Genomic DNA, 12,143 nt, shown 5'->3' with positions numbered 1-12,143 from the left:
AATTACGCAGAAATTCAAAAAGTGTGAGGTAATCCCGTCTTTGTCGTGTACCGTCAGGCTGGATGTCATATCATAAAGTCACGACGTTTGATCCGTTGATCGACGCGTGAGAGTTTTTGAATGGAAAACGGTTTTGTCGCATTAAAATTTTGCAGACGTAAATCGGAAGCTTCCATGATAGTGCTGCACTACCGTAATCCGAAAATTGACGTACGTTCGCACAGGTCCGCCGCGTCGGTTGCTGCGATTATCCTACTGTCTGGGCTGCTGCTCCTCGATCTTTCTGCGAAGTGTTACGCCCAGGATGTCATTTACGATCGAACCTTCGACCTCGCGTCCGACACGGATTTTCGGGATTACGAGAAGGCTATTGCACATTTCTTGTTGCAGCATCATACGAAGACTGCGAACGATTTCTGTGTTCTCGGAGTTGCCGGCCCAGGTAATTTAAAGCAAGCGTGGATCTTGTGGCAGCAAGGCAGGAAGATCATTCTATGGGAAGGCCGAGGCGCGGAACTCGATCTTTCGCCACGGATGGTGGATCTTGACAAGGACGTAGTGAAATCGGATAGCGACCTGCATGGAAGCACATACCTTGTCACGAAGGCATGGGTCGACAAACTCACCGTCAAGTGCGATCAATTCGGCACGAAACTAAGATTCAGGAAACGAGACGGGACCCCCGACAAAATCGCTCCAAAACAGAGCGGTTGAGCATGCCTTCAGTTACTGAGAGGTTACGATGATCCTGCTACCGCCGAAGAACGACAATGAAGGCGCCGAGGTTCGTCTGCTGCTTGCCGAATGCCGCGGGCCGTCCTTTAGCACATTCACGCTTTCAGACGCCACGACTTGCATGCAACTGATGGACTTGGTGTTGTTCAATCGCCTAGATAACCCCGGTCGATTCGGCGCAAAAGGTGCAACGACGGTTGGCGACATTATAAGGGCGCCTGGCCAATTCGCTGGCTTTCAGAATTATCCAAAGTACGATAGCCATGTGCAACATCGAATCCAAGTAGCGCTCGACATTGCGAATGCAGCCAAGGACAAACGCAGTCCCGATTTTGCCGCATTCATAAATGCGGCCATAGCGATTGCGACGAGTACCTCTACCATTACCGAACCTTCGCCAGGGACGTTGGTGTCATGGCGGACCGCGGGTTCGGGATCTCCTGGCTCGGGGTTTGCTCTATTTAAAACTGTTCTAGGAAACGACTTTTATTTCGTTCCCTGATTTGCCCATATGAGCCACCGGTTATTGGCGGCGCCTGGATGGAAAGAAGACGGGTAGGGTCGGTCAGGATCACCGAATTCGCGCTTCGCAACCTTAAGCCCGGTAACGCTCTGTACAAGGTTGCCGACCGTGACTACATGTATGTCACGGTATTCTCGGCGGGCACGATTTCGTTTCGATACGACTACCGCGTCAATGGGCAGTGAGAGACGCTGACAATCGGCCGCTATGGTCGGGGAGGCATCTCGCTGGCATTGGCGCGTGGCGCACCGGCCACCGCAGTCTACATACGCGACGTAGTCAAGCAGATCTACGCCTAGGCGAACCTGCAAAGTGGAAAGATCCTTCGAATAAATTGACATGGGTGAGCTTGAGGCGTCGACCGTGGTCTATGCCGGAATGTGGAGCCGTTTTGCTCCGCATCTGCGTCGCTCATTCATGGCACATTGCTTCCGCCGGGCGAATCCTCGAACTGCGCCAGTTCGGGCAAATCCTCACGAGTGATGACATCAGAAAGCCGATCACGTCGATTCCGATCACGTCGGTCGCGCGAGTTTCGAGGGGAGTTCGCTGAGAAAATAGACAGACGGCGTCAGAAGCTGAATGCTGAGTATGTGTTCGACGGCCGGTAGGAACCACGGAATACTCCACGCAATTGGGCAGCCCACGAACACGCCGGTCATCGTTCCGACGAATCCGATCGTCGTACCTTGGACAACAAAAATTTTCATGATTGATCCCGGTTGAGCGCCGAGCGTGCGCAGGATCGCGATGTCTGCCTGCTTGTGCGTGACGCTCATGACGAGCGACGACACGAGATTAAATGCCGTGACGGAAACGATCAACATCAGGATCGGGAACAACATGCGCTTTTGAAGCTGCTCTGCGACGAACCATGTTTTGTTCTGTTGCGTCCAATCGCGGACATAAGCGTGCACGAAGCGTCCGCATGTCCCTGTTTGGCTGTCCCGCACTGGCAGGAGTAGACTCGCTGGGGTTGCTCCGTGATACCACGCCGATCGTCGCCATGCGCCGATGCACGCGCGTGAACAAAAGGAGTCGAAAATACAGTTCGAGTGGCGTCGGGGAATTCGAAAATGCGTCTATCAAAGGTTGATCTGAATCTCTTCGTGGTCTTCGAAGCCGTCTATAGAACGCGAAACCTGACGCGCGCAGCGGAGATGCTCTTCATCACTCAGCCCGCGGTCAGCAATGCGTTGGCGCGGATGCGCAAAACATTCGACGATCAGCTTTTTGTCAGCACGTCGGCCGGCATGATACCGACTGCTGTTTCGGAAAACATCATCGGCCAGGTTCGCGAGGCGCTGCAGCTGCTTGACTCGAGTACTCACGTGGGAGGGAGCTTTGACCCTGCGTCGTCTGAGCGTACGTTCCGGCTCAGCATGACCGACCTCACGGAGGCGCTCCTTCTGCCCGCACTGGAGGAGGTGCTGCAGCGACTGGCGCCCGGCATCCGCATCGAGAGCTACTTCACGACACGTAAAGACGTTCCGGAAGCGCTAGCCAGCAGTGCGATCAATCTTGCGATCGACGCGCCGCTGATTGACGACCCATCGCTCGAACAGGCGCCGCTGGGCCGCGACCGGTATGCATGCATGCTGCGTCACGACCATCCGTTTACCAGGAAGAAGCTGACGATCGATGACTACCTCAGGTTCGGTCATATCCACGTATCCAGTCGCCCGCAGGGGCCGGGTCTCGTCGATGCGGAACTGAACAGGCTCGGCCTCAGGCGATCGATTCAGACGCGGGTTCAACACTATCTGGTTGCCCCCTTGATCGCGATGCGAACCGATCTTGTCCTCACGGCCCCGCTCGTGCTCCTTCAGCGGTATGGCGCGCGAATCCTGGCGCTGCCGTTCGATGTTCCGGATCTCGAGTCTCATGGCTACTGGCATCGAAGCGTGACCGGGGACCCGGCTCATCGTTGGCTGCGCGAGCAGGTTGGCCGTCTCATGCGGGAAATGAACCAGTAGCCGGGGCTTATGGGGGCATAGGGGGAATGCGCTCCCGGTGTCACGAAAAGTTATAGCCGGCTATCACAACAATAAATTTCCTGAATGCCGCGGCGCTGGGTAATCTGCTAGTCATGTTGAAACGAGGACGGCATGGCAGAACTCTATCTTGTACGGCATGGTCAGGCGTCCTTCGGCGCCGAAAACTATGACGAGCTATCACCTTCCGGTCGTACCCAATCAAGTTGGCTCGGCGAGTACTTCGCGCAGGCGAGATTGCGGTTCGACCGCGTTGTCATCGGCACGATGCAGCGGCATCGGCAAACTGCCGATGCAATTCTCGCCGCAATGGGCGGCCCGCAAGCCGAGATCACTCAAGACGCGGGTTTGAACGAATACGATTTCCAGGCATTGTTCGCCGCCCTCGGCGAAGCGGGCATGCCGCTGGGTTTGTCGGCCGCCAGTTCAAAGAAGGACTTTTACAAAGGGCTCCGGCACGTGCTGCAACTTTGGGCCGATGACCGCTTGCCGGGCCGTGTGCCAGAGACGTGGCAGCAGTTCCAGGCACGTGTCCAGCGTGCGCGCAGCGAAATCCAGCGGGCTGGCGGCGGGCGCGTTCTGGTGGTGAGTTCGGGTGGTCCGATCGCGGTAACAGCACAACAGGTTTTGCAGACACCCGATGCAACCGCGATTGCACTGAACATGCAGATTCGAAACAGCAGCGTTTGCCAATATGTCTTTAACGAGGGAGCGATGTCGCTAGTCAGCTTCAATTCGGTGCCTCATCTCGAACGTGCCGAGCGGCATGAATTTGTGACCTACGGCTGACCTCAAACGGGATTCCTGCTATATGAACCACCCCAGCCTTCAATTCGACACTGAAGATCTCTCACGTTATCTGACGGCGCACGTGCCCGGGTTTCAAGGGCCGTTGTCCGTCGAGAAATTTCCCGGCGGACAATCCAATCCGACGTTTCTTTTGAAGGCGCAAAGCGGTAGCTACGTGCTGAGACGTCAACCTCCCGGCGCACTGCTCAAGTCCGCACATGCCGTTGATCGTGAATATCGCGTGCTGTCGGCGCTTGGCCGAACACCGGTCCCTGTCGCTCGTGCCTATCACCTTTGCGAGGACCGTGACGTCATCGGTAGTCTGTTTTACGTCATGAGCTACGAAGACGGGCAAATCTTCTGGAATCCGGCGCTGCCGGAAGTACCGGTCGAGGAGCGCGGTGCCATCTATGAAGCACTGCTCGGCACGATGGCGGCGCTCCACGACGTGGATATCGACGAAGTCGGATTGTCGGACTACGGCCGCCCGGGCGACTATTTCGCGCGTCAAATCGACCTGTGGACCAGGCAATATCGCGCCGCGCAGACCGATGCATTGGAGCCGATGGAGTCGCTGATCGAGTGGTTGCCTGCCCACTGTCCGGCGGAAACCGGAAAGCCTTCGCTCGTGCACGGCGATTTTCGTATCGACAACCTCATTTTCATGCGTGGCGCGCCGCAAGTTCGCGCTGTTCTTGACTGGGAGCTATCCACGCTCGGCAATCCCCTGGCTGACATCGCGTACTTCTGCATGTGTTTGCGGCTCCCGCCCGATGGTCATATCGCCGGACTCGAGGGCTTGAATCGACGGGCGTTGGGGGTGCCGGACGAGGCGTCGATTGTCGAACGGTATTGCGAGCTCCGGGGTCTTTCATCGATTGAGAACTGGAACTTCTACCTGGCGTTCAGTTTCTTCCGTCTCGCGGCTATCGCACAGGGCGTGAAGAAGCGAGCCTTGAGCGGCAACGCATCGAATGAAAAGGCGCGACAGGTGGGTGAGATGGCCGGGGCGCTTGCGAAGATGGGCATTGAGCTGACCTGACCTGAAGACAGGCAGGAAACACGGAACGTAGACATAGGGAGACTGATTGTGACTACTAATTTGTTTGATCTGAATGGAAAAATTGCTCTGGTTACGGGCGCCAGCCGGGGTATCGGTGAGGAGATCGCCAAACTACTCGCCGAGCAGGGTGCCCACGTGATCGTGTCGAGCCGCAAGCTGGAAGATTGCGAATCTGTGGCACGCGAGATCCAGGAAGCGGGCGGGAGCGCAGAAGCGCAAGCGTGCCATGTCGGGCGGTTGGAGGACATTCTTGCGATCTTCCAGCACATTCGTGCACGGCATGGCCGTCTGGACATCCTCGTCAATAACGCGGCAGCAAATCCGTATTTTGGCCACATTCTCGACACCGATCTGGCGTCCTTCGAAAAGACGGTGGAAGTCAACTTGCGCGGTTACTTCTTCATGTCTGTTGAGGCGGGCAAGTTGATGAAGGAGCATGGCGGCGGTGCGATCGTCAACACGGCTTCGGTCAATGCATTGCAACCCGGCGACATGCAGGGAATCTACTCGATCACCAAGGCCGCTGTTGTCAACATGACGCGGGCATTCGCGAAGGAATGCGGCCCGTTGGGGATTCGGGTGAATGCGCTGCTTCCCGGACTGACCAAAACCCGCTTTGCGGGGGCACTGTTCCAGGATCCGGCCACGTATGAAAACTGGATGTCGCGCATCCCGCTGCGGCGCCATGCGGAACCGCGTGAGATGGCGGGTACCGTGCTTTACCTGGTGTCCGACGCTGCGAGCTATACCAATGGAGAGTGTGTCGTCGTCGACGGCGGACTGACGATCTAGTCAAGGAGTCGAAGCGTGCTGTTGGCCGCGTAGTTGGCCGACACGTCGACGACATCAATCAGAATTATGGAAGAGTAAAAATGGATTTCGCATACAGCCCGAAAGTCGAAGCGCTACGCACACAGGTGCGTGCGTTCATGGACGCTCACATCGTTCCGCGTATCCGGCAATGGCACGAGGAAGTGAGTGCCGGTCAGTATCCAGTTTCCTTTATGGAAACCTTGAAAGAGCAGGCGCGTGAAGAAGGTCTCTGGAACCTGTTCCTTCCGCATCTGCGTGATGACGAACCCGGTACCCGCCTGACCAATCTCGAGTACGCGCCACTCGCTGAAATCATGGGGCGGGTGTCGTGGGCATCGGAAGTGTTCAACTGCAATGCGCCGGACACGGGCAATATGGAGTTGCTCCATATGTTCGCCACACCGGCGCAGCGCGAGCAGTGGCTCAAGCCCCTTCTCGACGGCAAGATCCGCTCGGCGTTTGCGATGACGGAGCCGGCTGTGGCCTCGTCGGACGCGACCAACATCACGACGTCGATTCGTCGTGACGGGGATGACTATGTCATCGACGGCCGGAAGTGGTTCATCACGAACGCAGCACACCCGAATTGCGAACTCTTCATTGTGATGGGAAAGACAGACCTGGACGCGCCGAGCCATCGCCAGCAAAGCATGATTCTTGTGCCCCGCGATACACCCGGCGTCAAGGTGATCCGCAATATCACGGTGGTCAATCACGCGGCGCCTGAAGGACACTGTGAGATCGAATTCAAAGGCGTACGTGTACCCCGTTCGAATCTGCTCGGCGAGGAGGGCAGCGGATTTGCGCTCGCGCAGGCGCGCCTCGGACCGGGACGGATTCATCACTGCATGCGCTCGATCGGTGCCGCGGAACTGGCGCTCGAGTTGATGGTGGAACGGTCCCAGGCGCGCACGGCATTTGGAAAGAAGCTGCATGAGCTCGGGTCAGTTGCTGAATCGATTGCGAAGTCGCGGATCGAAATCGATACGGCAAGGCTGTTTGTTCTGAAAGCCGCGTGGATGATCGACAGCGTGGGGGCAAAGGAGGCGCGCAAGGAGATCTCGATGATCAAGGCGCTCGTGCCGAATGTTCATACCGCCGTGTGCGAGCGGGCGATACAGGTGTTTGGCGCGATGGGACTGAGTCCCGATACGCCATTGGCCGATAGCTGGACGTGGGGCCGTGCGTTGCGGTTCGCAGACGGCCCGGACGAGGTTCACCTGCAGGGCATTGCACGCATGGAAATCAAGGCGCGGCCCTATGAGCCGGGCAAGGATAGTCCCTACCTGACGTCGTCGATGTAAGACAGGCAATCCGTTATGTGACCGTCGCGTGTGGCCCCGGATGGCGCCGCCGACGTTCCGGCAAAACGGAACGTCGGCAAGCGTCAGGTCATCGCGTGGGAATGAGTTTGCCGGTCTAACGACATGGAAAAGGGCGCTGCGGCGCCCTTTTTTATTGTCGGCGTTTTGGCACCGCAGGCGCTTTGGATTGGATTGCAGTGGCTTTGGTGCCTGTGCCGGTATCCGAGTCCGAGCCGATGCCAGAAAGATTACCGCGCCGAACTCATTGGAATCAGTCGGGACTTTTCGCTTTTAGATCGTCCCATTTGCAGTTGATACTGTATGAATGTACAGTGTTATAGGTATTTGGGCGGCCAGCGAATGCAAGCGCTTCCGAAGCCCACGTCCGCGATCGATGTGTCCACGCTTTCCAGAGGCGTGGGCACGCGCACTATTGAACGGAGATTCACCCCATGCCGGCTTCAACCCGTCAGGAACGACATGCCTGAACAACTCTGGTTGCCCGGGCTCGAGGCACCGCCAACGCCGACAGACGGCTTGTTCTTTGCGGTCTTTCCCGATACGAATACGGCGGCCGGTATCGCGAAGCTGGCGCAGCAGCTCTGCGGGGAGACGCGCTCGAAGAGCAAGCCTCTTGCGGCCAACCGCATGCACGTCACGTTGCTGCACCTCGGGAATTTCGCGGGCGGTTTGCCGCCGGCGCGGGTGGATGCGGCCGTGAACGCGGCCGCGTCAATCAGGATGGAGCCATTTAGCGTCGAGTTCGACAATGCCCTCAGTTTTGCGCTGAAGCCGCGGCCGGGACCGCTGGTGTTGGGGGGAGGCGAAGGTGTCGCTAGACTTCACGCGCTTCACGACGCACTTGCATCGGCATTGCAGCACGCTGGATTTGAGGATCGCGCTATCTCGGCAAATACGCCGTACACCCCGCACGTGACCCTCGCTTACGGCATGCCCTGGATCGCGGCACGTCCTGTCGAAGCCGTCAGCTTGAACGTGCGTGAGTTTGCTCTGGTGCACAGCTTGCTCGGGCGTACCCGGCATGTCGTTCTGGCGCGCTGGCCGTTGGCGGCCGGGTGAACGTACTGGCTCGCGTCGGACGTCGCGAAGCACATGCGTTGAGGCGCGCCGGACTAGAATCGCACGCCGGTCGCGCAACCGCCGGCAAAACCGCCGCCGCTTCCACCCCCACCTCCGCAGAACACGCCGCAGCCTGACAACGCGGCCGACATCGTAACGGCCGCCAATGCCGCGCTTAGATATCGCCTGAAAGCGCATTTTCGAAGCCGCGCAGTTAATGCGCTCAGTCGCAGATCGATGCGTGTGACACAAGCGGGACGTGCAGCGTCGGAGCTGTGATCGGTGATTCCGGATTGCATAGCGTAAGTGGACTCCATGAGTGGGGCAGGTGCGGGAGGCCGGCTTTTCGTCGCATGGCGAAAGACGTTCGTAAGTTTTTTTGTGAAGACGAAGCGTCGGCGCCGGCAACTTTTCAGCCTAGCCCACGCCATGCGCCCCTCAAATACGCAAAATCTGAAAACCAGGGGGATCCGTCGGTCAGACAGCCAGAATCGTCTTGCGCTCCCTGATAGAATGCTTGGGCCGCAACGTAGTGGACTGCAGATGAGATTGCTTGATGCGTTAGTCGAACAGCGTATTGCCGCCGCAGCCGCGCGCGGTGAGTTCGATGATTTGCCGGGCGCGGGTGCGCCGCTGCCTCTGGAGGACGATGCACTCGTCCCTGAGGAAGTGCGCGTCGCCAACCGGATTTTGAAAAATGCGGGTTTCGTGCCGCCGGCTGTCGAGCAGCTACGCGCCTTGCGCGACCTGCAAGCGGAGTTGAACGCCGTGAGCGATCCGGCCACCCGCTGCCGTCTCCAGGCGCGCATGCTGGCGCTTGATATGGCACTTGAATCCCTGCGCGGCGGACCGCTGGTCCTGCCGCGTGAATACTGCCGGCGCATTGCCGAGCGGCTGTCGGAGCGCGTCGGCAACCTCAATATGGCCGATGCGGGTTCGCAGTGAGCGAGCCGCTTACCCGCTCCGCTGCGCCTGACCAGGAGCCTGTCGAATCCGGCAAATCGTCCGAGGCCGCGACATTGTCGGTTGCTCAGGCCAGATCCATTGGTCACGACGCTCCAGCACCCTTGGCAGGTGATTCAACGCCAATGGCTGCCACCACGCCACTAATCGAAACTCTCACGCCAGACGAATCTCGGACACCACCTGTCTCGGAGCGCGATCGCCGCTTTATGGCGCTCGCTCAGGCCGCCGCCGAAGAAGCACGCGCAGCGGGCGAAGTGCCGGTTGGCGCTGTGCTCGTGCGGGGCGACGAAGTCATTGCCAAAGGGTTTAACCATCCGATCGGTGCGCACGACCCGTCGGCACATGCGGAAATGATCGCCTTGCGCGCAGCCGCGCAAGCTGTTGAAAACTACCGTCTGCCTGGCTGCGAGCTCTATGTGACACTGGAACCCTGCCTGATGTGCGCCGGTGCAATCATGCACGCCCGGATCGCGCGGGTTGTGTTCGGGGCGCGCGATCCGAAAACCGGAGCGTGCGGCAGCGTCGTCGATGCATTCGCGAATCCGCAGTTGAATCACCACACCACGGTGACCGGCGGCGTGCTCGAGGCCGAATGCGGCGGTGCGCTCAAATCGTTCTTTGCCGAACGGCGGCGCGCAAGCCGTGAAGCACGCGCGGCGGCACGGGGTGAAGCGCATGTCGTAGCAGGCGGCGAAGCACAGCCCGATGGACACGCCGGAGCGCGTGGCGAAGCACAGGTTGAAGCGCGGCTCGACGCACACGTGGGAGCGAGCAGCGAAGCACACATCGCAGCGGACCCCGCAGCAGGCAGCGAACCGGGGTCGGCTGAGCCGCTCTAAAACAATAACGTCTAAACAGGTCTTGCCAATGACCGTCCATCGCACCATTGAACTGATCGCACCTTCGGGGTATCCGCACGATTCCGAGGCGCTGCATCGCGCGTTGCACCGCTTGCATGCGCAGGGCCATCGCGTCGAGGGTGTGGAGGCGACAAGGCGCCGTTACCAGCGCTTTGCCGGCACTGACGGCGAGCGTGCAGCGGATCTCAACCGGCTGGCCGATCCCTCACGTGCGTTGCCCGATATTGTGCTGGCCGTGCGTGGCGGCTACGGCGCTGCGCGCATTCTGCACGGACTCGACTACGATGGGCTGCAGCGGCGGCTGACCGATCAGCCCATCGCGCTGGTCGGTCATAGCGATTTCACCGCGGTACAGCTCGCTTTACTGGCGCGCGCCGGTGTGAAAACTTTCGGCGGGCCGATGTTGATCAGCGACTTCGGCGCGGAAGATCTGAGCGAATTCACCATGCAGCATTTCTGGTCCGCGCTGACCACGCCGACGATGACGGTGGCGAGCAACGTACCGCAAGCGCAGACTGCCGACGTGACGGGCATGTTGTGGGGCGGCAATCTGGCGGTGGTGGCATCGCTGATTGGCACGCCGTACATGCCGCCGGTGCAGGGCGGCATTCTGTTCGTCGAAGATGTCAACGAGCAGCCGTTCCGGCTCGAGCGGATGCTCTATCAGTTGCACCTGTCGGGCATCCTCGCGCAGCAGCAGGCGCTTGTGCTCGGCGATTTCTCCGGTGGCAAATCGTACGAGTACGACAATGGGTACGACCTGCACACGATGATCGAGCAGGTGAGGTCGGTGATCGGGATTCCGGTTATCACCGGTCTGCAATTCGGCCATGTTCCAAACATGTTGACGCTGCCGGTCGGCGCGGACGCGCACCTCGTCTCCGACGCGCACGGGTTCAGGCTGACGGTGTCGGATTATCCACACCTGGCCTGAATCAGCGCGGGGCAGGGAAGCGGGCGTTTGCCCGCTTTATTTTCACATTCATAACGCAACTAACGGTCATTGATTCGAGATGGCCGCACGCAGAACGGTGTTGTGAAGGTCTTCTACTTTGTTGACAAAAATCGTCACCAATAGACGGCCCTCCCATACTTTAATTAAACTGGTAGTGAAGTAGCACAAGGCCTGCGTGGCGTGTTTACTAGCCCGCAGGCCGGTCCCGTCATTCGGATTGTCAAAATTTAAAGCAAAAATTGTTGACAATCTTTATGTCCGTCCTATGATGACAAACATACCGAGACACACATCATGTCCGACACAGACTCCGCCGCCGCGAATAGTTCGAAACCCGAAGCGATCGCCGAGCGCATCCGCGCTGCGATCCTCGAGCATCGGCTCGCTCCTGGCGCCAAGCTGACAGAAGCACAGTTATGCGAAGTATTTGGCGTGAAGCGCGGCCCGATCCGGCAGGCGCTCGCCCAACTGGCAACAGACCACCTCGTCGATCTCGAGCCAAATCGTGGTGCGTTCGTCGCTAGCCCGTCGCTGCAGGAAGTGCATGAAGTGTTCGAAATGCGCCGGATCATCGAACTGGCTGTGGTGGAAAAGATTTGCGGCGGTCATGGCATGCGCCGTTTGAAGAGCATCGGCAGCATGATCGGCCGCGAACGCAAAGCGTTCGAAACACGTGATTTTCCGGCGTGGATTCGCCTCTCGGGCGAGTTCCATACCGAGTTGGCCGGGCTCACCGGCAACGCCGTGCTGTGCGACTGCCTGAACGGACTGGTGGCGCGCTCCACGTTGATTTCGGCACTGTACGAGTCGCTCGGACGCAGCCCTTGCTCGTTCGAAGACCACGAAGCGATTCTCGCCGCGCTCGACGCCGGCGATGCAAAAGAGGCCGCGGCATTGATGTCGCGCCATTTGCAAAGCGTCGAGTTGAAGATGCTGGAGCGCCCCGTACGTGGCGCGGCCGATCTGCATGAAGTGTTTGGCGCACTCAACGGCGCACCGAAGGAAGCAACTAGACCCAAGTCCGCGCCAGGCTGAGGCGAGCGGCCGGTGCGCGCTCGTTG

11 protein-coding genes and 3 pseudogenes are annotated in these 12,143 nt (G+C 59.0%); 13 read left to right on the top strand and 1 reads right to left on the bottom strand.

The features are described 5' to 3' along the window. The first annotated feature begins 120 nt into the window (after nt 1-120). The 3 genes and pseudogenes from KHO31_RS00555 to KHO31_RS39060 form a co-directional block, all read left to right on the top strand. Entirely contained in the window at nt 121-714 is a 594-nt protein-coding gene (locus KHO31_RS00555; RefSeq protein WP_201073073.1) for a hypothetical protein, read from the top strand. Nucleotides 715-742: 28 nt separating this feature from the next. Beyond that, complete coding sequence (locus tag KHO31_RS00550) at nt 743-1,237, top strand: hypothetical protein (RefSeq protein WP_201085137.1); 495 nt, start codon at nt 743-745, stop codon at nt 1,235-1,237. Between the two features lie 38 nt (nt 1,238-1,275). After that, a pseudogene (locus KHO31_RS39060) lies at nt 1,276-1,440 on the top strand (Arm DNA-binding domain-containing protein); the annotation flags it as partial. Between the two features lie 229 nt (nt 1,441-1,669). Here KHO31_RS39060 and KHO31_RS00545 read toward each other — a convergent pair. Next, nucleotides 1,670-2,166: pseudogene (locus KHO31_RS00545) on the bottom strand (FtsX-like permease family protein); the annotation flags it as partial. A gap of 168 nt (nt 2,167-2,334) precedes the next feature. Here KHO31_RS00545 and KHO31_RS00540 point away from each other — a divergent pair. The 10 genes and pseudogenes from KHO31_RS00540 (at nt 2,335) to KHO31_RS00495 (ending at nt 12,117) form a co-directional block, all read left to right on the top strand. Continuing rightward, on the top strand, nt 2,335-3,234 hold the full coding sequence (locus KHO31_RS00540; protein ID WP_211622468.1) for a LysR family transcriptional regulator: 900 nt from the start codon (nt 2,335-2,337) through the stop codon (nt 3,232-3,234). Between the two features lie 132 nt (nt 3,235-3,366). Further along, entirely contained in the window at nt 3,367-4,041 is a 675-nt protein-coding gene (locus KHO31_RS00535) for a histidine phosphatase family protein (protein ID WP_211622466.1), read from the top strand. Between the two features lie 22 nt (nt 4,042-4,063). Continuing rightward, nucleotides 4,064-5,083 (top strand): phosphotransferase, encoded by a 1,020-nt coding sequence (locus KHO31_RS00530; RefSeq protein WP_211622464.1) that lies wholly within the window; start codon nt 4,064-4,066, stop codon nt 5,081-5,083. 48 nt (nt 5,084-5,131) lie between these two features. Further along, nucleotides 5,132-5,896, top strand: a complete 765-nt coding sequence (locus KHO31_RS00525) for an SDR family oxidoreductase (RefSeq protein WP_201073059.1) — start codon at nt 5,132-5,134, stop codon at nt 5,894-5,896. Between the two features lie 80 nt (nt 5,897-5,976). Beyond that, entirely contained in the window at nt 5,977-7,221 is a 1,245-nt protein-coding gene (locus KHO31_RS00520) for an acyl-CoA dehydrogenase family protein (RefSeq protein ID WP_211622462.1), read from the top strand. A 480-nt stretch (nt 7,222-7,701) separates the two neighbouring features. Continuing rightward, nucleotides 7,702-8,301, top strand: coding sequence for a 2'-5' RNA ligase family protein (locus KHO31_RS00515; protein ID WP_201073055.1), 600 nt, complete (start codon nt 7,702-7,704; stop codon nt 8,299-8,301). A 543-nt stretch (nt 8,302-8,844) separates the two neighbouring features. Further along, entirely contained in the window at nt 8,845-9,246 is a 402-nt protein-coding gene (locus KHO31_RS00510; RefSeq protein WP_201073053.1) for a DnaJ family domain-containing protein, read from the top strand. Between the two features lie 143 nt (nt 9,247-9,389). Next, nucleotides 9,390-9,941 (top strand): annotated as a pseudogene (gene tadA / locus KHO31_RS00505) (tRNA adenosine(34) deaminase TadA); the annotation flags it as partial. A gap of 193 nt (nt 9,942-10,134) precedes the next feature. Next, entirely contained in the window at nt 10,135-11,061 is a 927-nt protein-coding gene (ldcA, locus tag KHO31_RS00500; protein WP_201073052.1) for a muramoyltetrapeptide carboxypeptidase, read from the top strand. A gap of 315 nt (nt 11,062-11,376) precedes the next feature. Next, entirely contained in the window at nt 11,377-12,117 is a 741-nt protein-coding gene (locus KHO31_RS00495) for a GntR family transcriptional regulator (protein ID WP_201073050.1), read from the top strand. Nucleotides 12,118-12,143 lie beyond the last annotated feature (26 nt).

This window comes from Paraburkholderia domus (genome assembly GCF_905220705.1).
GTDB lineage: Bacteria > Pseudomonadota > Gammaproteobacteria > Burkholderiales > Burkholderiaceae > Paraburkholderia > Paraburkholderia domus.
This window is presented reverse-complemented; position numbering and strand designations above follow the sequence as displayed.

Coding starts and splice junctions, on each gene's coding strand:
- KHO31_RS00535 (WP_211622466.1), top strand. CDS start 3,367: ATGGCAGAACTCTATCTTGTACGGCATGGTCAGGCGTCCTTCGGCGCC.
- KHO31_RS00495 (WP_201073050.1), top strand. CDS start 11,377: ATGTCCGACACAGACTCCGCCGCCGCGAATAGTTCGAAACCCGAAGCG.
- KHO31_RS00550 (WP_201085137.1), top strand. CDS start 743: ATGATCCTGCTACCGCCGAAGAACGACAATGAAGGCGCCGAGGTTCGT.
- KHO31_RS00520 (WP_211622462.1), top strand. CDS start 5,977: ATGGATTTCGCATACAGCCCGAAAGTCGAAGCGCTACGCACACAGGTG.
- KHO31_RS00530 (WP_211622464.1), top strand. CDS start 4,064: ATGAACCACCCCAGCCTTCAATTCGACACTGAAGATCTCTCACGTTAT.
- KHO31_RS00510 (WP_201073053.1), top strand. CDS start 8,845: ATGAGATTGCTTGATGCGTTAGTCGAACAGCGTATTGCCGCCGCAGCC.
- KHO31_RS00515 (WP_201073055.1), top strand. CDS start 7,702: ATGCCTGAACAACTCTGGTTGCCCGGGCTCGAGGCACCGCCAACGCCG.
- ldcA (WP_201073052.1), top strand. CDS start 10,135: ATGACCGTCCATCGCACCATTGAACTGATCGCACCTTCGGGGTATCCG.
- KHO31_RS00555 (WP_201073073.1), top strand. CDS start 121: ATGGAAAACGGTTTTGTCGCATTAAAATTTTGCAGACGTAAATCGGAA.
- KHO31_RS00540 (WP_211622468.1), top strand. CDS start 2,335: ATGCGTCTATCAAAGGTTGATCTGAATCTCTTCGTGGTCTTCGAAGCC.